At 56.4% G+C, this 20,815-nt stretch carries 21 protein-coding genes and 1 pseudogene; 7 read left to right on the top strand and 15 right to left on the bottom strand.

Annotated elements, in window-relative coordinates; translation table 11 throughout:
- Both ACVBAU_RS02035 and hemH read left to right on the top strand, forming a co-directional pair.
- Positions 1–819 carry an SAM-dependent methyltransferase gene (locus ACVBAU_RS02035; RefSeq protein WP_448327596.1) on the top strand — a complete coding sequence of 273 codons (819 nt, stop codon included), beginning with the start codon at positions 1–3 and terminating at the stop codon, positions 817–819.
- 52 nt (positions 820–871) lie between these two features.
- A complete protein-coding gene (hemH, locus tag ACVBAU_RS02030) occupies positions 872–1,918 on the top strand; it encodes a ferrochelatase (protein WP_335744738.1) in 1,047 nt (348 codons plus the stop codon).
- Positions 1,919–2,074: 156 nt separating this feature from the next.
- Here hemH and ACVBAU_RS02025 read toward each other — a convergent pair whose 3' ends face one another.
- Entirely contained in the window at positions 2,075–2,257 is a 183-nt protein-coding gene (locus ACVBAU_RS02025; protein WP_138924608.1) for a hypothetical protein, read from the bottom strand.
- 140 nt (positions 2,258–2,397) lie between these two features.
- Positions 2,398–3,003, bottom strand: coding sequence for a L,D-transpeptidase (locus ACVBAU_RS02020; protein ID WP_093732757.1), 606 nt, complete (start codon positions 3,001–3,003; stop codon positions 2,398–2,400).
- 171 nt (positions 3,004–3,174) lie between these two features.
- Between ACVBAU_RS02020 and ACVBAU_RS02015 the strand changes: the two genes are divergently transcribed.
- Positions 3,175–3,684: a CAP domain-containing protein gene (locus ACVBAU_RS02015; RefSeq protein ID WP_273053680.1), complete on the top strand. Its 510-nt coding sequence runs from the start codon at positions 3,175–3,177 to the stop codon at positions 3,682–3,684.
- Between the two features lie 32 nt (positions 3,685–3,716).
- Here ACVBAU_RS02015 and ACVBAU_RS02010 read toward each other — a convergent pair whose 3' ends face one another.
- From ACVBAU_RS02010 to hslO, 8 genes are all read right to left on the bottom strand, one after another.
- Positions 3,717–4,214, bottom strand: a complete 498-nt coding sequence (locus tag ACVBAU_RS02010; RefSeq protein WP_093732759.1) for a L,D-transpeptidase family protein — start codon at positions 4,212–4,214, stop codon at positions 3,717–3,719.
- An 86-nt stretch (positions 4,215–4,300) separates the two neighbouring features.
- Entirely contained in the window at positions 4,301–5,074 is a 774-nt protein-coding gene (locus ACVBAU_RS02005; RefSeq protein ID WP_138924610.1) for an ion transporter, read from the bottom strand.
- 27 nt (positions 5,075–5,101) lie between these two features.
- On the bottom strand, positions 5,102–6,340 hold the full coding sequence (locus tag ACVBAU_RS02000; protein ID WP_448327592.1) for a class I SAM-dependent RNA methyltransferase: 1,239 nt from the start codon (positions 6,338–6,340) through the stop codon (positions 5,102–5,104).
- 38 nt (positions 6,341–6,378) lie between these two features.
- Positions 6,379–8,205: an ABC transporter ATP-binding protein gene (locus tag ACVBAU_RS01995; protein ID WP_448327590.1), complete on the bottom strand. Its 1,827-nt coding sequence runs from the start codon at positions 8,203–8,205 to the stop codon at positions 6,379–6,381.
- A complete protein-coding gene (locus ACVBAU_RS01990) occupies positions 8,205–10,046 on the bottom strand; it encodes an ABC transporter ATP-binding protein (protein WP_448327588.1) in 1,842 nt (613 codons plus the stop codon). Before ACVBAU_RS01990 ends, ACVBAU_RS01995 begins: the two co-directional genes overlap by 1 nt.
- A 69-nt stretch (positions 10,047–10,115) precedes the next feature.
- Positions 10,116–11,300 carry a CCA tRNA nucleotidyltransferase gene (locus ACVBAU_RS01985; RefSeq protein ID WP_448327586.1) on the bottom strand — a complete coding sequence of 395 codons (1,185 nt, stop codon included), beginning with the start codon at positions 11,298–11,300 and terminating at the stop codon, positions 10,116–10,118.
- Complete coding sequence (locus tag ACVBAU_RS01980) at positions 11,279–11,875, bottom strand: CoA pyrophosphatase (RefSeq protein WP_138924615.1); 597 nt, start codon at positions 11,873–11,875, stop codon at positions 11,279–11,281. The genes ACVBAU_RS01985 and ACVBAU_RS01980 overlap by 22 nt, the downstream gene beginning before the upstream one ends.
- Entirely contained in the window at positions 11,865–12,851 is a 987-nt protein-coding gene (gene hslO / locus ACVBAU_RS01975) for an Hsp33 family molecular chaperone HslO (RefSeq protein ID WP_138924616.1), read from the bottom strand. The genes ACVBAU_RS01980 and hslO overlap by 11 nt, the downstream gene beginning before the upstream one ends.
- Before the next feature lie 78 nt (positions 12,852–12,929).
- On the opposite strand from hslO, the gene ACVBAU_RS01970 reads away from it, so the two are divergent.
- Positions 12,930–13,376, top strand: coding sequence for an NUDIX domain-containing protein (locus ACVBAU_RS01970; RefSeq protein WP_448327584.1), 447 nt, complete (start codon positions 12,930–12,932; stop codon positions 13,374–13,376).
- Positions 13,377–13,390: 14 nt separating this feature from the next.
- Here ACVBAU_RS01970 and ACVBAU_RS01965 read toward each other — a convergent pair.
- A pseudogene (locus ACVBAU_RS01965) lies at positions 13,391–14,563 on the bottom strand (SpoIIE family protein phosphatase); the annotation flags it as partial.
- A 348-nt stretch (positions 14,564–14,911) separates the two neighbouring features.
- Here ACVBAU_RS01965 and ACVBAU_RS01960 point away from each other — a divergent pair.
- A complete protein-coding gene (locus ACVBAU_RS01960) occupies positions 14,912–15,277 on the top strand; it encodes an Hpt domain-containing protein (protein ID WP_335744733.1) in 366 nt (121 codons plus the stop codon).
- On the opposite strand, the gene ilvA is transcribed toward ACVBAU_RS01960, so the two are convergent.
- Positions 15,240–16,472 (bottom strand): threonine ammonia-lyase IlvA, encoded by a 1,233-nt coding sequence (gene ilvA, locus ACVBAU_RS01955; RefSeq protein ID WP_335744771.1) that lies wholly within the window; start codon positions 16,470–16,472, stop codon positions 15,240–15,242. The genes ACVBAU_RS01960 and ilvA overlap by 38 nt on opposite strands.
- A 125-nt stretch (positions 16,473–16,597) precedes the next feature.
- On the opposite strand from ilvA, the gene ACVBAU_RS01950 reads away from it, so the two are divergent.
- Complete coding sequence (locus ACVBAU_RS01950) at positions 16,598–17,818, top strand: argininosuccinate synthase (protein ID WP_138924619.1); 1,221 nt, start codon at positions 16,598–16,600, stop codon at positions 17,816–17,818.
- A gap of 60 nt (positions 17,819–17,878) precedes the next feature.
- Here the strand turns inward: ACVBAU_RS01950 and ACVBAU_RS01945 are convergent, their stop codons facing one another.
- The 3 genes from ACVBAU_RS01945 to ACVBAU_RS01935 all read right to left on the bottom strand — a co-directional run bounded on the left by ACVBAU_RS01945 (position 17,879) and on the right by ACVBAU_RS01935 (position 19,983).
- Positions 17,879–18,292, bottom strand: a complete 414-nt coding sequence (locus ACVBAU_RS01945) for a DUF7282 domain-containing protein (protein ID WP_093732771.1) — start codon at positions 18,290–18,292, stop codon at positions 17,879–17,881.
- A 90-nt stretch (positions 18,293–18,382) separates the two neighbouring features.
- Positions 18,383–19,075: a sulfotransferase-like domain-containing protein gene (locus ACVBAU_RS01940; RefSeq protein ID WP_335744732.1), complete on the bottom strand. Its 693-nt coding sequence runs from the start codon at positions 19,073–19,075 to the stop codon at positions 18,383–18,385.
- Positions 19,075–19,983, bottom strand: a complete 909-nt coding sequence (locus ACVBAU_RS01935; protein WP_448327581.1) for a D-amino acid aminotransferase — start codon at positions 19,981–19,983, stop codon at positions 19,075–19,077. Before ACVBAU_RS01935 ends, ACVBAU_RS01940 begins: the two co-directional genes overlap by 1 nt.
- Positions 19,984–20,134: 151 nt before the next feature.
- Here ACVBAU_RS01935 and msrA point away from each other — a divergent pair, with 151 nt between their 5' ends.
- Entirely contained in the window at positions 20,135–20,800 is a 666-nt protein-coding gene (msrA, locus tag ACVBAU_RS01930) for a peptide-methionine (S)-S-oxide reductase MsrA (RefSeq protein ID WP_138924622.1), read from the top strand.
- Positions 20,801–20,815: the final 15 nt, after the last annotated feature.

Below are 20,815 nucleotides of genomic sequence, written 5' to 3'. Positions count from 1 at the left end.
ATGAACGCTTCACACACCCTGACAGATCGCGCGGCCCTGACCCGCAACCGCAGCCGCGCCACAGATGACGCCCTGTTTCTGCACCGTGCCGCCTTTGAAGAAGTCGATGATCGGCTGGCTTTGGTTAACAGAAGCTTTAAATCTGCGGCGATTGTCACAGGTTTTCCGCAGGTCTGGGGCGCATTGCACCCGAATGCGACGCTGGTCAGCGATACGGACACGCTGGCGCTGACCCAAGGCGCGCATGATCTGGTGGTACATGCCATGGGGATGCATTGGGCGAATGATCCGGTGGGGCAGATCATCCAGTCGCGCCGTGCACTGCAACCCGACGGGCTGTTCCTCAGCGTCGGGTTTGGTGGGCAAACCCTGCACGAACTGCGCGCCTGTCTGGGGCAAGCCGAAGCCGCGATCACCGGCGGCCTGTCGCCGCGCATCGCCCCCATGGCCGAACTGCGCGACATCGGCGGGCTGTTGCAACGCGCGGGACTTGCCCTGCCGGTGGCCGATTCCGTGACGTTGACCGTTGAATATACCGACATTTGGCACCTGATGCGCGACCTGCGCGCCATGGGCGAGGCCAACGCGATGGACAGCCGGTTGCGCCGCCCCAGTGACCGCGCGATTTTTGAGGCCGCGGGGCAGCTTTACCGTGACCACTATGCGACCCCAGAGGGGCGCATCAAAGCAACGTTTGAGCTGGTGTTTCTGGCGGGCTGGGCACCGGCGGACAGCCAGCCGAAACCCTTGCGACCCGGCTCTGCGCAGCAGCGGTTGGCGGATGCGCTGGCCACGGCCGAAACGCCGCTGCGCGATTGACGCCCGACCCAAACCGTTTATCTCAGCGATAAATGCAGAAAAGGAATGCCAGATGACGCAGCTGCGCCCAGCCCATGCCCAACCTGACCACCCCGCCGTTCCCTCCGCCAAGGTGGGCATCCTGCTGGCCAACCTCGGCACGCCAGACAACTACGATTACTGGTCAATGCGCCGTTATCTATCGGAATTTCTGTCTGATCGCCGCGTGATCGACTATAGCCCGTGGAAATGGCAACCGTTGCTTCAGCTGGTGATTTTGTCGAAACGCCCATTCACCAGCGGGGCCGCCTACAAGTCGATCTGGAACCACGAGGCGGGGGAAAGCCCGCTGATGACCATCACCAAACAGCAAACCGCGAAGATAAAAGAGGCGATGCAGGCGCGGTATGGTGACGCAGTTATGGTCGATTTTTGCATGCGCTACGGCAACCCGTCGACCCAGTCCAAGGTCGCAGCGATGACCGCCGCGGGCTGTCAGAAGATCTTGTTCTTTCCGCTATATCCGCACTACGCCGGTGCCACATCGGCCACTGCAAATGATGCGTTTTTCGCGGCGTTAGGCAAAGAGAAATGGCAGCCCGCCGCACGTACGGTTCAGCCCTATTTCGACCGCCCCGACTATATCGAAGCGCTCGCCACCTCGATCGAGAAGGCCTACGCCAAGATGGAGACAAAGCCCGACAAACTGCTGTGCTCCTACCACGGTGTCCCGCTGCGCTATCTGATGGAGGGCGACCCCTATCACTGCCAGTGTCAGAAAACGACGCGCCTGTTGAAAGAACGGCTGGGCTGGGACGACACGCAGATCATGACCACCTTCCAGTCGAAGTTCGGCCCCGAAGAATGGCTACAGCCCTATACCGTGGAAGAGGTCGCGCGGCAGGCCGAAGCCGGCAACAAAAAGATCGCCGTCTGCGCCCCGGCCTTTTCAGCCGATTGCATCGAAACGCTCGAAGAGATCAACGAAGAGATCAAGGAAAGCTTTGAACATGCGGGCGGCGAGGAGTTTCACTATATCCCCTGCCTCAATGACGACGCTCTGCACATCAAGGCGCTGTCGAATGTGATCGAGGAAAACCTACAGGGCTGGATCGACTGATCCACCCGGCCCCGTCAAGCCCGGGTCTGGAAACAAAGAAAGCGCCTGTTGCTACAGGCGCTTTTTCTTTTGTCCGTATGACATCTGGCGTTGGTCATCAGGCATAAAAAAAGGCGGTGTAAAACACCGCCTTTTCTAACTGAAACTTCGACTAAATTAGTCGGAAGCAACTGCAGCAGCTACAACGGCCAGCAGCAGCAGGGGGATCAGGATGCCCGAGGAAGAAGAGGTGGACTCTTCAACGATTACGGGTGCTTCGATGATTGGCTCTGCGAGCGAACCAGCGAATGCTGTCGATGCGGCAGCTGTCAAAGCAGCGGCGAGAACAAGTTTCTTCATAACATAACCTCCAGAAAAGGCGTACTTCACAGGGTGATAGCACGCGCCCAAGACTTACCTCGTAAAACTTTCTAAACAGCATCAGCGGGGAATTGCAAACACGGATTCAGCATTTGAGCACCACAATCGCTAAAAAGTTGTCAAATAAGCAACACTTGGGTGCCTACGTTTGCCATGCCGAAAAGTTCAGCGATATGTTCATTGTACAGGCCGACACAGCCATTCGACGAACGACGGCCGATCTTGCGTGTGTCATGCGTCCCATGGATACGGTAATACGTCCAGCTGAGGTACAGCGCATGGGTGCCCAAGGGGTTGTCAGGGCCCGGCCCGATGACCGCAGGCCATTCCGGGTTACGTTCCAGCATCGACGGTGTGGGGCGCCATGTAGGGCCGACAACCTTTTGGATAACGCTGGTACGACCACGGCGGGTCAGCTCTTCGGTCAGCGGCACGCTAGAGGGGTACAGCTTGTAAATCGACTGGTCTTCGGACCAGTAATGCACGGCGCGGCTGTCGATATCGACCAGAATGGCGCCGTTCTTGGTGTTGGTGAAATAGGGCTGCCAATCCAGCGTGCGGAAGCTAGAGGTGTTGCGGCGCACGCTTTCGGTCAGGTCACGCTCCGTCTCGGTCGTCGCGTCGCCGTTCACACTGCTTTGGGCCAAGGCAGGTGTTGCGAGCATCGCGGCGCTTCCTGCAAGGAAGGCACGGCGTGACGAAAGGGTAAATTTCTTATCAGACATCAAATGTCTCCTGAAGGTAGTTACAACCTAGTATAATATTGTCGTATATGGCTTGAAAGTCGCAGTTTCAAATCAAACAAGCGTTAACAGGCGCGCTCACGCTCATGTGCGTTTGATCTGCAACGCATCACGCTGTATGGCACAACAAAACCAATCGCGTGGAGTTGCGCCATGATCCGTCTGTTTTCAATCCTTATTTCCCTGACCGTGGCGCTGGCGGCTTGTACCCCTGCGCCGCAAACCATGGCATCTGACGGCCGCGCGGCCCCATCCGTGTACAAGATCGGCCGCAATGACACCGGCAAATTGCAGTTCCGCATGCTGGATTCCGTAAACGCGCTGCGCGGTGCTTCGGGTCTTTCGCAGGTGCAACTGAACGCACAGCTTAACGCCGCCGCAGCAACCCATGCGCGCGATATGGCCGTGCAAAACCGCCCGTGGCACTTTGGGTCGGACGGGTCGTCGCCCGTCGATCGTATTCAGCGCGTGGGCTATACCGGTGCGTTGGTCGGCGAAGTCATCTCGGAGACCTACGAGACAGAGCTGGAAACCCTCGCCGCCTGGATGGAACAACCAGATACCCGCCGAATCGTCATGTCCAAAGACGCTTTGAACATGGGCTTTTCCTGGCACCAGGAAGAAAACGGCAAGATCTGGTGGACGATGGTGATGGGAAAGTGACCATCACGGTCACTTTCTAAAGTTCTGACTACTCAGGGGTTCAGCGCGATGGGTGTATTATTGCCGACCATCGCGTAGATATCCTCCATCTCGTCATTAGTGACAGAGATACATCCCCATGTCCAATCCGTGCGATTCTTGTCCTTGGCAGTCTTTTGACCGTGGATAAAGATATCGCCACCGGGGCTTTTACCCATCTCATTGGCGCGCGCCCGGTCCATCTCGTTGGGGTAATCGATCCCGATCGACAGGTGGAACCGACTGTTCGGATTGCGCCGGTCGATCCGATAGATTCCTTCGGGCGTACGGCCGTCCCCCTCATAGACCTTATGGCCTACGGGTGCGAATCCCAGTTTGATATCATATGATTCCAACACCTTATCGTGGTGCATCAGGTACATCCGTCGGTCGCCTTTGTTGACGATCACATAGGTGACCTGTGGCCCGTTGTACCGTTTAAATTTACTGCTGCTGCAGGCCCCAAGCGCCACAAGCGCGGTGCCACCCAGAATCAGATTTCTGCGTTTCATGTTCACAATGCCTCGTTCCCGTGGCCTTTTCGGCCCTTATGTGGATGCCCTACCATGTAGCAAATATCGATGCGGTCAAAAAGCCGTTACTGGCGGGTGGTCTCTGCCAGCCGCTTTTCGATCGCTTCCAGCTTCTCCATCACCTCAAGCCGGTAGGCATCGGTGCGCACGGTTTCTTCTTCGTTATGCGCATCCTGCATCGAGTTCACGATCAGACCGACCAGCAAGTTCACCACGGCAAAGGTCGTGACCAGAATAAACGGCACGAAAAACACCCACGCATAAGGGTACACTTCCATCACGGGCCGCACGATGCCCATCGACCAGCTTTCCAGCGTCATGATCTGGAACAGGCTATAGGCGCTGGCGGGCAGCGATCCGAACCATTCAGGAAAGTGAGTGCTAAACAGCTTGGTCGCGATCACCGAACCGATATAAAAGATAATCGTCATCAGCAAAAAGACCGAGCCCATGCCGGGCAGCGCGGTGATGAAACCTTCGACGACGCGGCGCAGACGGGGGGCGACGGATAGCACGCGCAACACCCGCAAAATACGCAATGCGCGCAGTACCGACAGGCCTTGCACGGCAGGCACCAGCGCGATGGCAACGACGGTAAAGTCGAATACATTCCAACCGTTGCGAAAGAACCCGATCCCGCGCGCAAAGATCTTGAGCGTGATTTCAGCGACGAAAATGAACAGACATACACGGTCGAGAAACAGGATTACCGCGCCATATTTCTCCATCAACGAAGGCGCGGTTTCCATGCCCAGCAGGGCGGCGTTGAACACAATGACACCGATGATGAAATTGCTGACGGCCCGTCCTTCGACCCATCTTCCCAGACGTTCCCGCATGTTTGTCCTGCCCACCTTAGCTGTGCGTTATCTGCGCTTGCGTTGTACTTCCGGCGCAGTGAACTGCGCTGCCAGCTCCACATGGGATGACCAGCGGAATTGATCAACGACTTGCACCCAATTCAGCGTATAACCGGCGGCAATCAGCACAGCGGCATCCCGCGCAAAGGTGACCGGGTTGCACGAAACATAAGCCAGAACTGGCGGCATCGCTTTGACGATCTCGGCAATCTGCGCCTCTGCGCCGGCACGTGGCGGGTCGATTACGACCGCGTCGGTCTTGGCCAGTTCATCGGGCAGCAAGGGACGGCGGAACAGGTCTCGGGTCTCGTGCGTGACGGGCTTTAGGCCGGTCGACATGCGCCACCCGTGGTCCAGCGCCGCGGTCATGGCGGCGTCACCCTCGACCGCATGTACCTCTGCACGATCAGCCAAGGGCAGACTGAACGTGCCAGATCCCGCAAAAAGATCGATCACGTGGCGCGCATCGCCAACAGCCTCGCGCACAGCAGTGATCAATGCGGCCTCGCCATGGGGGGTGGCTTGCAGGAACGCGCCGGGCGGGGGCGTCACCTTGGCCGTGCCGAACCGCTGTACCGGCGGCGTGCGCATGGCGATCACGTCTCCGTCCCAGGTCAGCCGCGCCAGCCCCAGACTGTCACACAAATGCGCCAGCTCTTGCCGCAGCGGGCCATCAAGCTCCTTGCCGTTCTGGACCGAGATATCGAGCCCGCCTCGCGATGCGGTAACTGTCACGGCCAGTGGTGCCTTGCGGCTGGTCCCGATCACGGCCAGCTTTTCGGCAATTGGCAGTGCGCCCAATACGGCAGGGTCCAACAACTGACACCCTGGAATTTCGATCACGACATCGGACCCGCGCCCGTGGAAACCGGCCATCGCACCCTTTTTGGTACGCTTCGCTGCAAAGGTCGCACGACGGCGCGATTGCGCTGGCGAGGTCTGGAGAGGCTTGAAAACAGTCTCTATCCCGTGGGCATCCAGCGACGCTTTGACCACGCCCAGCTTGAATTCCGCAACGAAATCATCTGATGCATGCTGCAACTGACATCCGCCACAGGCCTTGAAGTGACGGCACGGGGGCGCGACCCGCTTTTCAGACGGTCTGACGATACGAATATCGGTCAGGGTCTGGCCGTCAGGCGTGCCTGTGACCACCTCGCCCGGCAGGGTCATCGGTGCAAATAAAGGGCCGGACACAATGCCGTCGCCCAGGTGGCCAAGTCGCTGGATTGTATATTCTGTCATGCGCAGGGCTTACCGCGAAGCCGTGCGCAGCAAAAGCCTTATTCTGCGGCCTTCATATCCAAAAACCCACCTGACTGCCGCTGCCAGTACCGCGCATAAAGCCCGTCTTTGGACAGCAACGCCTCGTGGGTGCCTATCTCTACGATGCGGCCAGCGTCCATTACAGCGATGCGGTCCATCTCGGTCAGGGTTGAAAGGCGGTGCGCGATGGCCATCACGGTCTTGCCCTTCATCACCCGGGTCAGTGCACTTTGGATTGATGCTTCGACCTCGCTATCAAGCGCGCTGGTTGCCTCATCCAATATCAGGATTGGTGCGTCTTTCAGGATCGCCCGTGCCAGCGCGATGCGTTGACGTTGCCCGCCCGACAGCTTCACACCACGTTCGCCCAAATGCGCGTCATAGCCGCTGCGGCCCGTGTGGTCCTGCATACTTTCGATGAACGCATGCGCTTCGGCTTTGCGGGCGGCGGCGATCACCTCGGCTTGGGTCGCATCGGGCTTACCGTAGCGTATGTTGTCGAACGCCGACCGGTTGAACATAGCGGTTTCCTGCGTGACCATCCCGATCTGACGCCGCAAGCTTTGCTTGGTCACTTGGCTCACATCCTGCCCGTCGATCAAAATGTGACCCTGTTCCGCAGGATAGAGCCGCAACAGAAGGGAAACCAAGGTCGATTTACCCGCGCCAGAGGCCCCTACAATCCCCAATTTTTCGCCCGGCTTGATCGACAGGTTCAGATCTTCGATGCCGCCTGTGTCGCGGCCATAGGTAAAGCGCAGCCCATCAAAATGGATCGCCCCTTCGTGAACATCCAGATCCGCGGCGCCATCCGCATCACGCAGCTGCTGCGGGGCCGCGAGGGTGCGCATACCGTCCTCGACCTCGCCCATATTCGCATAAAGCGCCATGAGCGTAAAACTGACCCAGCCGGTCATTTGCGCCAGCCGCAGCGACACCGCCCCCGTTGCAGCGATATCACCCGCCGTCACCAACCCAAGTGACCAATACCATAGCGCGCCGCCCACCAGCAGCACCGGCAGAACCCCTGCAATCGCCATCAGCCAGAACCGGAAAGACACACTAACCCGCCCAAAATCGAGGCTCGTGTCCAGAAATTTGCGCATCGCGCCTAAGGCGGCGCGGTCTTCGTGGTCGGCATGGGCGAACAGTTTCACGGTCTTGATATTGGTGATCGTATCGACCACCTGCCCCGTCACCATCGCGCGCGCGCCTGCCCGCGCCTTTGAAAATTTGCGCACCCGAGGCATGAAATGGCGGATCAAAAAGACATACCCCACCATCCACAACACCAAACCAGCAGCGATACGCCAGTCCACCGTCCCCAAAAGCATCACCGCCCCGATAAAGGACGCCGCCGCGAACAGCACCGTGTGCAGCACCTCGGTCACAACATCGGTCAGCGCACGGCTGGTCTGCATTTCCTTTTGGGAAATCCGGCCTGCGAAATCATTGTCGAAGAACGTGACCGCTTGTCCCAGCGTGTAGCGATGCAACCGTGATAGCACGAGGTTGAACACATTGGGTGCCACGACGATCGACTGCATATACGAACTGACGCCAAACAGCGCCGGACGCAGCAGCAAAAAGAACGCCAGTCCCGCCAACAGCAGCCCCGTATGGTCCGCAAAAACGGCCCCCGCCTCTGCCGCAAGTGCTGCGTCAACAACCCAGCCAAGGACCAATGCGGCCATGACCTCGATCACGCCAGCGCAGATGGAGAGCACCCCCGCCACACAAAGCGCGGCACCGCTGCCCTTTAAAGCCCAACGAAAGAAAGCCGCCAGACGGCGCGGCGGCGCGGTGTCGGCGGGGGAAAACGGGTCGATCCATTTGAACGGCATTACGATGTCGGCTCTTCTGTGCGTAGGAACCCGCCGGATTGCCGGTTCCAGAGATCTGAATATAGCCCGCCCTTGGTCAAAAGCACCTCGTGGGTGCCTTCTTCGACAATACGCCCCCCGTCCATCACCAAAATGCGGTCCATCTCGGCGATGGTGGATAGGCGATGCGCGATGGCGATCACGGTCTTGCCTTCCATCATGCCATAAAGCGTCTTCTGGATTGTGGCCTCTACCTCGCTGTCCAGCGCGCTTGTGGCTTCGTCCAGCAAAAGAATCGGCGCGTTCTTCAAGATAACACGCGCCAAAGCGATACGTTGCCGCTGTCCGCCAGACAGTTTCACACCCCGCTCCCCGACCTGTGCATCATATCCTGACCGGCCCCCTTGATCGTTTAAATCCTGAATGAAATCATGGGCCTGGGCCTGTTTTGCGGCGGCGATCACCTCTGCTTCGGTAGCGGAGGGGCGTCCATAAAGGATGTTCTCGCGGATCGACCGGTGCAACAAAGCATTGTCCTGCTGCACCATTCCGATTGCTTGCCGCAGACTGTCCTGACGAACGGTCGTGATATCCTGCCCATCAATCAGAATACGGCCGCCTTCAGGATCGTAAAAGCGCAACAGCAGCTTAACCAAGGTCGATTTACCCGCGCCCGACCGCCCAATCAGGCCAATCTTTTCGCCCGGCAGCACTGTGATATCGATGTGATCCAACCCGCCTGACCCGCGCCCATAGTGATGGGTCAGGCATCGCATTTCCACGCAGCCATCGGTCAATACCAACGGCTGCGCGTCGTGTTCGTCCACCAGTGTGATCGGCTGCGCAATCGTTTCAAGCCCCTCTGCAACCACGCCAAGCTGCTGAAAAAATGTCGAAAGTGCCCACATGATCCACGCGGTCATAGAATTCAGCCGAAGCGTCAGCGCCGTCGCCGCCGTCACCACACCCACGGTCGCATTGCCCGTGGACCACAGGTAGAACGCCCACCCTACGACCCCAACGATTAACAAACCGTTCAAGCTGACCAGACAGATATCCATGATGGTGAATATCCGCATTTCCTTTTGGAAAGTGACGCGCGCCTTCTCGATGGCCCCTTTGGCATATTCAATTTCGCGGTCATGATGGGCGAACATCTTGACCGAATGGATGTTGCTATAGCTGTCGACCACACGGCCCGTCACCTCGGACCGCGCATCCGACGCCGCTTGCGAGGCGACCGCGACACGTTTTATCGTCCATCGGGTAAGCAGCGCATAAAGCGCGAACCACGCCACCAACGGGATCAACAGCTGCCAGTCCGATGTGGTTAACAGGATCGCCGCGCCAATCAGATAGGCAAGCGCAAAGGAAATCGCGTCGAACACCTGAAACACGACCTCTCCCGCGGCGGGAGGCGTTTGCATGATGCGGTTGGCAATGCGTCCGGCAAAGTCGTCTTCAAACCAGCCGACCGATTGCCGCAACACTTGCCGATGCCCGCGCCAGCGGAACAGTGTGCCGTAGTTCGGCAACACGGCATTGTTCAACAGCAACACATGCGCGGCTTGGACAGCAGGGCGCGCGATTAGGATCAGCAACGCCACGACGATAAACTCCTCCCCATAGCTACGCCACACCTCGGCGGGGCTGCTATCCATCAGATCGACGAGGCGACCCATATAGTAGATTAGACCGATCTCGATCGCGGCGACCACAATCGACAATACGCCTGTCACCCAGAATACAGTTTTGAACGGCCCACTGTAGCTTCGGAAAAAGGGCCACAGCCTTGTGGGTGGCGTGTCTTGTTCGGCGTAATCTGCGTAGGGATCGACAAGATTTTCGAAAAATCGAAACATATTTCACCTGTAGGCCGTGCGTTCGCCGCCACTATAGAAAGAGCCGCTTCAGAATGGCCACAGGGCGCATTAGCTTTCTGGCGCATCCAGCAAGCTTTCCCGAGTTGCTGCGAACCCCGAAGCAATCCAAAGCGCTTTTAACTCGGCCAACCGTTTCCCCAATTCAGGGCCCCGATATCGCGGCATCAAATCAGCGGCTTTCACGGGAAACACAGCATTTTCCGCTTGAAAGATCCCCTCAAGAACGGCGGGATCGGGCGGCGTTTCAGAAAGGCAGGCCCGCAGGATAACGACCGCGCGCGCGATATCCCCGCCATCAAGATAGGCAATCGCGGCGACGGTCTCGGCCCCGAAGGCGGCCTCCCTTAACCGATGAAGGTATTTCGCATCTGCCTTGCTCAGCCGTAACCGTTGGTCCACGTCTTCGCCGCCAAGCGCTGCCAAACGCGTGCGCCAATCAGGAGCCAGCTGCAAAAGATGTTCAAAATGCACGACCATCGCAAGCCAGCGATCATCGCTGCCGGGCAGGACAACCCCCAGCACACCGGTTTGGCGCATCGCTGCCACCGAAGGCGCAGGATCCGGCGCGGCCAATAGTTTCGCAAATTCCGCCCCGATACGTTCGGCCGACAGGCTTTCCAGGCCATCCGTATGCGCTGCAATCGCGGCCAAAGCATCTGGACTAAACCCCTCTGCCGGGTCGGCATACCACGCGCAAAACCGGAAATATCGCAATGTGCGCAGGTAATCCTCGCGAATACGTTGCGCCGCATCCTCAATAAATCGCACCCGTCGCGCCCGCAGATCAGGAAGACTTTCAAGCGGATCAATGACCCGACCCTGCGCGTCCGCATAAAGAGCATTCATGGTGAAATCGCGGCGTAACGCGTCGTCAATGATACTGTCAGAGAACGCTACCACGGCGCGCCGGCCATCCGTTTCCACATCGCGGCGGAAGGTCGTTACCTCGAACCCTTTGCCGCCACTGACCACAGTGACCGTTCCATGTTCCACCCCCGTCGGCACGGCTTTGAGCCCAGCGCGCGCCGCGAGCGCCATCACCCTTTCCGGCAATGCGTTGGTCGACATATCGACATCGCTGTCGGCCACGCCCAGCAGCGCATTGCGCACACAGCCGCCAACGAAATAGATCACATGCCCCCCATCCTTCACCGCATCGCACACAGCTTGGGCGTCAGGGTCAACAAGCCAGCGGGTGCTCGCGGGAAGGGTCACATCATACGTTCGGTCCATGCCCGTAACATACGCGCGGTTGCCCCCCAAATGTAATAGGGACCGTAAGGAACAGTGTAATAATACCGTCGTTGCCCCTGCCATCGTCGTGACTGAACCACATAATTGTCAGCGTTCAGCACATGATCCAACGGAACGGTAAAGACTTCCTCAACTTCACCCGGTTCAGCGACGATTTTGAAATCTTCTTTCACAAAGGCGATCACTGGGGTCACTAGAAAGTTGGTCACTGTTTCATGCGCGGGCAACGTGCCCAACACCTCAACCAGATGCGACGGCAAACCGATCTCTTCTCGCGCCTCACGCAACGCTGCCGCCACCACGTCAGCATCGTCACCATCCTGTTTGCCACCGGGAAAGGAAATTTGTCCTGGATGGTGCTTTAGAGCCGAGGACCGCTTGGTCAGGATAAGGTCAAAACGGCCATTACGCTCGATAATCGGGGCCAGCACGCCGGCAGGACGCAAGGTGCGATTGGCCGGCAGCACCGTCTCTTTATTCAGGTCAAAATCAGACGACGTGACACCAGTTTGCGCCAACGCCGTCCGAAAATGGGCAAGTTGATCAGCTGCCACTGTTATCTTCAGCCTCGAACCCGACAGTTTTCGGGTCCAGATCGTAATGCGCGCCACAGAACTGACAATCTGCGGTGACCCGACCGTCGTCAGTTGTCATCGTTTTAATATCGCCCGCTGAATAGATAGATAGGCTTTGCCGAACCCGATCTTCCGAGCAGGTGCAGCCAAATCGAACAGCCTGCGCGTCGAATACCCGCGGCACTTCCTCGTGAAACAGGCGTTTCAGCAAGTCGGTCGGTGGCAGACTTGGCCCGATCAGTTCAAGCTCGTCTACTGTATCCAGCAACACATTCACACGACGCCAGTTATCGCCCTCTTCGCCGTCAACGAGGTCAGAGGCAAGAAGCACGTCACCGCTGCCTTCGCCCTGCGCGGCAAAGGGCGACGCTTTGGGCATATGTTGCAACATAACACCGCCAGCACGCCAGTGTTCATCCTGACCAGGCGTTGTGGATTTGCCAAAGCTCAACTCGAACCGGGTTGGCAGCTGCTCGGACTGCGCGAAATACGCCTCTGCACATTCGGAGAGGGATTTTCCAGTAAGCGGCGTAATCCCCTGATAGGGTGTCATACCGTTCCCTTGATCGATCATAACGGCGAAATATCCCTCGCCGACCTGATCAAACGCCGGCCCATCGGTGATCCGGTCAGCATCATAGCTGGCGTAAGCACGGATACGCGCAGGTTCGCCATCGTCGGTCGGACCATAATAGTCCGTTGCAATCATCCGCACCGGCCCGTTCGACTGAACCTGCAGTTGCAGTTTCCATCGCAGTTTGATCGTCTGGCCGATCAACGCCGTAAGCAAGGCCATTTCCGCGACCAGTGCTTCGACCTTTTCGGGATAATCGTGCTGACGCAAGATCCCTTCCAGCACGCCATCCAGACGGGCGACACGCCCCCGGATGTCAGAGGCATCGAGTTGAAAGGGTAGAACGGTATCGTCCCACGCGATTTTGTTTCCTTGGGTCATTTGACTTTCCTTACCGGCAGACGGTTGGCATACCGCGTCTATATAAGCGCAACAACCCGTGCGAAAAGGGGGTGTCAAATGATGCGACGTGTAGGGAAGCCGCCCGTGCCCGGCAAAACATATCGATCTCGACCCGGTGTCTATGCGATCTTGCCCCTTAAGGGACGGTTTTTGTTGACTGCCCAGTTGCGCCCCGAGGTCGATGTTCAACTTCCTGGCGGTGGAATTGACCCTGGTGAATCGCCGCTCCAAACGCTCCACCGCGAGGTAATGGAGGAAATCGGGTGGACCATCGCCCGCCCCCGGCGATTGGGGGCGTTCCGACGGTTCGCCTATATGCCCGAGTATGATATGTGGGCCGAGAAAATCTGCCAAGTGTATGTCGCCCATCCAGTCCATCAGGTAGCCCAGCCGATCGAGCCGGACCACGCCACGGTTGTTATGTCGGGGGAAGAAGCCATTTCTGTGCTAGGGAACGACGGAGACAGGTATTTCCTTGATCGATTTTTGGCGATGCGACCCTGATAATCGAAGCAAATTCCCGACACATCATCCGGGAAATCTACACCGCCCGCATATTCCTCCAGATGGGTGGAAAGCGCGTCGAAAAATTGCGCGCCTCGAACGGAATATAGGTCATGCAGAACGCGGGCCACCCCGTCGTCGTCCAGCATTTTCCCCGATGCGTTAGGGCACTCCGTTACACCATCGGATAAAATGATAAATCGATCGCCTGGTTCTAGCTGTGCAACCGTCGTGTCATAATGCGCATCAGGTATCAGGCCGACAGGCAGCCCTCCCTGCCCCAACTGTACCAGAACACCATTTTTTCTTTGTATATATGGATGAGGGTGTCCGGCCTGCGTCGCTTGAATATAGCCGGTATCAAGGTCAATTTTGGCTAAAAAGATCGTAAAGTATTGCTCCGTCTCCATATCAGAGAGGACCAACCTGTTCAGGTCTGCCACCACTCGATCCGGCGACCGCATCCTGTACATCCCGTTCGGTTGACGCGTCAAAGCAATGTTATGGTCCGGCGCGACAGCAGAGAAGGTTCCGGCAAGCCGCGCCGCCATCAGAGCGGAGCTGACACCGTGCCCAGATACATCCAACCCATATACCCCCAAGCTGCGGCCGGCGGCGAAATACCCCACCAAGTCGCCACCCACGTGACCACTTGATCGCAGCATCAAGGAAATCGTTCCCTCGCTAAAGTCGTGCAGCGGATCCTGCAGCAGGGATTCCTGAAATTTCCGCGCCTCATCAAGATCACGATCAAGCGCGCTATGCACCACCTGCAGTGCAGACAGCGCTTCACTGATGACGCGATTCTTCGATGACAGTTCGCGTTGCATTGTCAAAATTCTTTCGCCCGCCATGATGCGAGCGCGCAATTCGTCCACGTTAACCGGCTTGCTAACGAAATCATCCGCGCCGCTATCGAGCCCCCTGACCACCTCTGATTTATCGGATTTTGCGGTCAGTAGAATGAAATATCCGTAGCGCCCCTTAGAGAGTTCACGGAACGCACGGCAGAACTGTAGCCCCGACATCCCGGGCATAATCCAATCGCTGATGATCAAATCTGGCAGACGATTTCGACACATTTTTAGCGCGTCCACTGCCGATGCCGCCTCTTGGACGGTGAACCCCCATCGCGTCAAGGTCGCGGTTAAAATGCACCGTTGTAGTGCGCTGTCGTCCACGACCATGACAGTTTTGACCGCGCGAAACCGCGCTGATTCAGGTAGTATCTGTGTTTTTTCGGTTGTCTGCGGCAGCATCTCAAAGGCTTTCGATATCTCTTATCGGAAGCCTATGGGATGTCGGATTAAGATACCGTGAATCCTGTCTAATATTATCCGTGACGAAGCCATTGATACCGCGCCTCGCGCAGACGGACGATAGCCCCTGCGATGGGGCCTTCCTCGGTTCCAAGGCATTCATTCATCAGACGCAGCAGCCAGCGCTAAAAGATTGATCGCTACGATCAGATAAGCAGACGGAACTATTTGTTAAGGTTTTCGCGTCAGGGTGACCGCAGAAAAGGAGGCGAATCGTTGATCGACTGGGAGCAAATCTCTGTGCTGAAAGAAGCTGTTGGCCCCAGCGCATTCGAAGAAATTATCGTGGTTTTTTTTTTGGAGGTAGAAGAAGCAAAAAGCAAACTTCGGGACAGCAGGGCTACTAAAACCATTCGAGACACTCTTCATTTCGTTAAAGGAAGTGCGCTGAGCTTAGGTTTTATCGAGTTTTCGGAACATTGCCTGCGCGCGGAAAAAGAACTCGCGTTAGGCAAATCGATGCAGCCCCTTATAGAGGACCTTTTTACCATCTACGAGAAATCCAAGCTGCAGTTTCTGACAAGCTGTGGGTCAAAATCCCGCGCTATAGCACAAACTGCGCCAAAGTTTCATCATTCGTGATGTCGGTATAGGTGAACCCGGCTGCGTTAAGCTGTGACAAGAAAGGAGCGAAGCTATCGGAACTGCGCGTTTCGATCCCGATAAGAACTGACCCGAAATTACGTGCTGATTTTTTCAGATATTCGAAACGGCAAATGTCATCGTCAGGCCCTAGAATGCCCAGAAACTCCTTCAGCGCACCGGGCCGCTGCGGCATCCGCAGGATGAAGTATTTCTTAACCCCAGAATAGCGCTGAGCCCGTTCCTTTACCTCAGGGAGACGTTCAAAATCAAAGTTCCCGCCTGATGCGACACAGACGACGGTCTTGCCCTTTATCTGTTCAGAAACCTCACCCAAGGCTTCAATTGAAAGAGCTCCGGCAGGCTCAAGGACGATGCCTTCGACGTTCAACATTTCAATGATCGTGACGCAGATGCGATCTTCGGCCAGGTGGATCACGCTCTCAACCGGCACAGTGCGCAATCGCTTAAAATTACGCTCACCAATCTTTGCCACAGCGGCACCGTCAACAAAACTATTGATAGGAGATACATCAACAGGAGCTCCAGCCACCAATGCCCGAGCTAAACTAGGCGCACCTTTAGGTTCAACGAAGCTATATCGACATGTATCTTGAAAATAGCTGTAGATCCCCGACGACAATCCGCCGCCGCCAACGGGCAGCATGATGTGGTCCGGAACACGGCCCAACTGCTTTTCTATTTCAACCGCAACAGAGGCTTGCCCCTCGATGACATCTTCATCATCGAAAGGAGACAGAAAATGAGCGCCCTCTTCCGTGCAATATTGCTGCGCCGCTTGCAGGGTTTTATCAAAATAGTCCCCAACCAGCCGCACCTCCACCTGAAGCCCGCCAAAGATTTTTGTTTTCTGGATCTTCTGCTGAGGGGTCGTTACGGGCATAAATATAACGCCCTTCACACCAAAATGACTGCACATAAATGCAACACCTTGGGCATGATTTCCTGCGCTTGCACAAACAAAAACCGACTGTTCGGGGATCACCTTGCGCATCGCGTTGAACGCGCCGCGCAGCTTATATGACCTGACCGGGCTTAGGTCTTCTCGCTTCAACCAAATATCCGCGTCATATTTTTCGGACAAATGTTCGTTGCGCATCAATGGGGTGGCGGGAAACACCTCGCGCATCGATAGCGTAGCGCTGCGAGCCGCAGTTTTGAACAGATCCGTCATTTCATTGACCTTTGCGTTGGATACCTTTCGATACGATCCCGCGCCGGTGCGGTCAACGCAGCCTTCAATCTTGCTCATACCATGGAAAACAGGTACTTCGCGGTGCAAACCGAAAAGGAAACATCATGTCCGCGCCCAAAAAAGTTGTGCTCGCCTATTCTGGTGGGCTTGATACCTCGATTATCCTAAAATGGCTGCAAACCGAATATGGCTGCGAAGTGGTCACCTTTACCGCTGATCTCGGCCAAGGCGAAGAACTTGAGCCTGCCCGCGCCAAAGCCGAAATGATGGGCGCGTCGGAAATCTATGTCGAAGATGTCCGCGAAGAATTCGTGCGAGATTTCGTCTTCCCGATGTTTCGCGCCAATGCCGTCTACGAAGGGCTTTACCTGTTGGGCACCTCGATCGCTCGGCCGTTGATTTCTAAACGCTTGGTTGAAATTGCCGCCGAAACCGGAGCCGATGCGGTTGCGCATGGTGCGACGGGCAAGGGCAATGATCAGGTCCGTTTCGAATTGGCTGCCTATGCCTTGAACCCTGACATCAAAGTAATCGCGCCTTGGCGTGAGTGGGATCTGACCAGCCGGACGAAATTGATCGAATTTGCTGAAAAACATCAGATCCCCGTGGCAAAAGACAAACGTGGCGAAGCACCCTTTAGTGTGGATGCAAATCTCCTTCACACGTCCTCCGAAGGAAAAGTGCTGGAAGATCCGGCCGTGGACGCACCCGAATATGTTTATCAGCGTACGGTTTCGCCAGAGCAGGCACCCGACACGCCCGAATATGTCGAAGTTGGTTTTGAAGGTGGCGATGCGGTCAGCATCAATGGCGAAAACATGTCGCCAGCGACACTTTTGGCTAAATTGAACGAACTTGGCGGCAAGCACGGCTGCGGCCGCCTTGATCTTGTTGAGGGGCGCTTTGTCGGTATGAAGTCCCGTGGGATCTATGAGACCCCCGGCGGGACATTGCTGCTCGAAGCACACCGCGGCATCGAATCGATTACCCTCGACCGCGGCGCGATGCACCTAAAAGACGAGCTGATGCCGCGTTATGCAGAGCTGATCTATAATGGTTTTTGGTACAGCCCCGAACGCACCATGCTGCAAGCCGCGATTGATGCCTCCCAGACACATGTGACCGGTACAGTTAGATTGAAATTGTACAAAGGCCATGTCCGCACGGTTGGCCGCTGGTCGGAGCATTCGCTATATTCCGAAGCGCATGTCACGTTCGAAGATGACGCTGGTGCCTATGATCAAAAAGACGCTGCGGGCTTCATTCAGTTGAACGCGCTTCGACTCAAGCTTTTGGCGGCACGCGACAAACGCCTCAAAGGTTAGGATGAAAAAGGCCCGGACAGAGCATAATCTCTCCGGGCCTTTTCTTTAATTCATACCGGTTTATTCGGCAGTGATGACCGTCATCACCAATTTACCATCAGGCTTGATAGGGCCGTCTTCCTTTGCGCCCAAAGTGTATTCGAAGCCACCGGTTTTCATGCCGCCCTCTTCTGAGTGGACCATAAGCATCAGCATATCGCCGGATTTAACGTCTTCTTGCAGAATGGCGCTGACGTCGATGTTCTCACCGGCACGCAAGGGTGCGTAGCCGACGACCGGGCCCGGCTTCATCTCTGCATCGGTGCGGTGCACGACCATCCAACCGTTTTCCGATGCCATCACTTTATCGGCGCTGACGACGCCGTTGGACACATCTTGATCCATCGCTTCTACCATAGCGTTGCTGTGGGCTGCGGCGAAAGCCGTGCCCGCGACGAGCGTGAGGGACAGTGCGGTTGCTGCAAACATCTTCATGTTAAATCTCCAGGTTGTGTTGAACTTGTCTGATAGACACGCCAACCACAGAGATTTAGTTTCGATACTCCGCCATTTTCTAGCCATTACTCACCTAAGTCTTTGATCATAAAGCTTTTGGTAATGGGGCATTGCCTGCGCGCACAGCATTTCCGCCTCACCGGTGAGCGTAGGCAGAGGCCCTTCGGCCCCGGCGAACCCGGTGCTTTTATGAACGGCACCGTACCAATGCGCTGCCCAGATCCCGTCTTCTGCGCGGGGACCGGCGGCCCAAGACAGCATAGCGGGATCGAAACGCAGGTCGATTGCGCTGCAAAGTTTGCGCAGCATCTGTTCCGGATTCGCCCTGATATCTGCTGAATCAATCACCATTCCGCCAATTTGATCGAAAAGCGCGGTTTGTTGACCATAGCCGATATCGTTAAAATTCGGTGCTTCTCGCTTTGCAGTATAGCTGGCAATTACGTGCGCAGGATGGCGTATCAGATGGACATGGACACAGCCTTTGGCCCAATCCATCGGAAAGCCGTCAATCATGTGATGCGGCATATGCTTCATATAGCGGTGTGGGGTGCCGGCGAGCGCGCACTGCGCCGCGACTTTGGCAGGGTCACATTCATGGTGCGCGATGATTTCTTGGTGCATCGGATGGTTAATGCCGGTTTGTTTAAGATAGGGTGCATAGAACGGCTCATCCATCGCGGTGAAATCAGCGCGATTGCCGAAACTATACATCATCGCCGTGCTTAGATTACGCGGGCCGGACCACATTGCGATACGCATCAGGCACATTCCTTTGCGATGAGGGCCTTGTACAATTCGCGTAGTTTTTTGGTCACAGGCCCCATTTCGCCGTCGCCGATCTGGCGACCATCGATCATCGCGACGGGGGTTTGCGCGCCGAAGGTGCCCGTCAAGAATGCCTCGTCGGCACCATAGGTGTCGACAAGCGAATAGTTCCGCTCAAAACAGGGGATGTCGTTGGCGCGACACAGATTGATCACTTTCTGACGGGTGATCCCATTCATGCAGTAGTCGCCAGTGCTGGTCCAAACCTCCCCCTTGCCGACGATGAAAAAATTACAGGCGTTTGTTGTATTCACGAACCCGTTAATATCCAGCATCAAACCCTCGTCGGCACCGGCTTTTTCCGCGGCAATACAAGCAAGGATACAATTCAATTTTGAATGACTATTCAGTTTCGGGTCCTGGGTCATCGGCAGCCCCCGCATATGGGGCACGGTAGCAAGCCGGATCGGGCGCGGCATATTGGGCCGGGAATGCTCCATTATGATCGCGATTGTGGGGCCGGATTGCGACAGCGACGGGTGCTGGAACGGCCGCGTTTTAGGGCCACGGGTGATCATCAATCGCGCGTGGGCGTCTGTGGTCATTCCATTGACGCTTTGGGTCTCTAACAATGCGGAAACGAGCTGCTCACGTGTCATCCCGATGTCCAGATCAATGGCCTTTGCGGCTTCGAACAGGCGGTCGAAATGATCGCTTAGGAAGGCCCATGTACCATCATAAAGCCTCAGCCCTTCCCAGATTCCGTCACCCAACATGAAACCGCTGTCATAGACGCTGACAACCGCCTGCGCCTTGGGGACAATCCGGCCGTTTAAATAGATCAAGATGTCTTCGTTACGGGCATCTTCTTGGGCTTGGTGTGTGGTGACGTGATCTTGCATCAAGTTGCTCCTTCTTTGCGGTTGACGCTAAGAACTTCACGCCACGGGGCCAAGGGTGAAACCTACATCACTAGGGCGTGACATCACGGGCACCTGAGTTGCCTCGCGGCGCTATTGGCGTCACGGTTTGAAAAAATGATGGAGAGTATTCATGAGTATTGCCACAAATATGCGCCTGATCGTGCTGAGCGCCGCCATCGGTCTGGGCCTCGCGGCACAGGCGACAACCGCAAAAGCCGCCGGAACAGAGACGCTTTTGGTTGCTGGAGGCTGCTTTTGGTGCGTCGAATCCGATTTCGAAGCCGTGAAGGGCGTCAAAGAAGTTGTATCCGGTTTCGCGGGCGGAAATGTGAAGAACCCGACGTACAAGCAGGTCGTCGCGGGCGGAACGGGCCACTATGAAGCGGCGCAGATCCAATATGATCCTGCGGTTGTTTCTGCCGACCAATTGCTGGCGATGTTCTTCCGCTCGGTCGATCCGACCGATGCCGGTGGGCAATTCTGCGACCGCGGCGACAGTTATCGCACTGCGATCTTTGCGGATGGTGCCGGCCAGAAAGCCGCTGCAGAGAACGCGAAATCACAGGCTCAGGCCGCTTTAGGGAAAACCGTGGTTACCCCGATCTTGGGAAAAACTGCGTTCTATCCCGCCGATGCCTATCATCAGGACTATTACAAAAGCGATGAACGCCTTGCCTTTACCAGCGTCGGGTTGGGTGTGAAAAAGTCCGTCGCATATAAACGCTATCGTAACGGCTGCGGGCGCGACCAGCGCGTGAAACAGCTTTGGGGTAGTGCTGCTCCGTTCGTAAAATAAGTATTAACCCAGCGT

Source organism: Sulfitobacter sp. M13 (assembly GCF_053474885.1).
This window is presented reverse-complemented; position numbering and strand designations above follow the sequence as displayed.

What these genes read in the sequence shown, in the direction of transcription:
- hemH (WP_335744738.1), top strand. Translation starts at nt 872, where the DNA reads ATGACGCAGCTGCGCCCAGCCCATGCCCAACCTGACCACCCCGCCGTT.
- ilvA (WP_335744771.1), bottom strand. Translation starts at nt 16,472, where the DNA reads ATGACGGATCTGTTCAAAACTGCGGCTCGCAGCGCTACGCTATCGATG.
- ACVBAU_RS01985 (WP_448327586.1), bottom strand. Translation starts at nt 11,300, where the DNA reads ATGGACCGAACGTATGATGTGACCCTTCCCGCGAGCACCCGCTGGCTT.
- ACVBAU_RS02035 (WP_448327596.1), top strand. Translation starts at nt 1, where the DNA reads ATGAACGCTTCACACACCCTGACAGATCGCGCGGCCCTGACCCGCAAC.
- ACVBAU_RS01995 (WP_448327590.1), bottom strand. Translation starts at nt 8,205, where the DNA reads ATGCCGTTCAAATGGATCGACCCGTTTTCCCCCGCCGACACCGCGCCG.
- msrA (WP_138924622.1), top strand. Translation starts at nt 20,135, where the DNA reads ATGAGTATTGCCACAAATATGCGCCTGATCGTGCTGAGCGCCGCCATC.
- ACVBAU_RS01970 (WP_448327584.1), top strand. Translation starts at nt 12,930, where the DNA reads ATGATGCGACGTGTAGGGAAGCCGCCCGTGCCCGGCAAAACATATCGA.
- hslO (WP_138924616.1), bottom strand. Translation starts at nt 12,851, where the DNA reads ATGACCCAAGGAAACAAAATCGCGTGGGACGATACCGTTCTACCCTTT.
- ACVBAU_RS02000 (WP_448327592.1), bottom strand. Translation starts at nt 6,340, where the DNA reads ATGACAGAATATACAATCCAGCGACTTGGCCACCTGGGCGACGGCATT.
- ACVBAU_RS01950 (WP_138924619.1), top strand. Translation starts at nt 16,598, where the DNA reads ATGTCCGCGCCCAAAAAAGTTGTGCTCGCCTATTCTGGTGGGCTTGAT.
- ACVBAU_RS02005 (WP_138924610.1), bottom strand. Translation starts at nt 5,074, where the DNA reads ATGCGGGAACGTCTGGGAAGATGGGTCGAAGGACGGGCCGTCAGCAAT.
- ACVBAU_RS01940 (WP_335744732.1), bottom strand. Translation starts at nt 19,075, where the DNA reads ATGCGTATCGCAATGTGGTCCGGCCCGCGTAATCTAAGCACGGCGATG.
- ACVBAU_RS01990 (WP_448327588.1), bottom strand. Translation starts at nt 10,046, where the DNA reads ATGTTTCGATTTTTCGAAAATCTTGTCGATCCCTACGCAGATTACGCC.
- ACVBAU_RS02020 (WP_093732757.1), bottom strand. Translation starts at nt 3,003, where the DNA reads ATGTCTGATAAGAAATTTACCCTTTCGTCACGCCGTGCCTTCCTTGCA.
- ACVBAU_RS01935 (WP_448327581.1), bottom strand. Translation starts at nt 19,983, where the DNA reads ATGCAAGATCACGTCACCACACACCAAGCCCAAGAAGATGCCCGTAAC.
- ACVBAU_RS02025 (WP_138924608.1), bottom strand. Translation starts at nt 2,257, where the DNA reads ATGAAGAAACTTGTTCTCGCCGCTGCTTTGACAGCTGCCGCATCGACA.
- ACVBAU_RS02015 (WP_273053680.1), top strand. Translation starts at nt 3,175, where the DNA reads ATGATCCGTCTGTTTTCAATCCTTATTTCCCTGACCGTGGCGCTGGCG.
- ACVBAU_RS01945 (WP_093732771.1), bottom strand. Translation starts at nt 18,292, where the DNA reads ATGAAGATGTTTGCAGCAACCGCACTGTCCCTCACGCTCGTCGCGGGC.
- ACVBAU_RS02010 (WP_093732759.1), bottom strand. Translation starts at nt 4,214, where the DNA reads ATGAAACGCAGAAATCTGATTCTGGGTGGCACCGCGCTTGTGGCGCTT.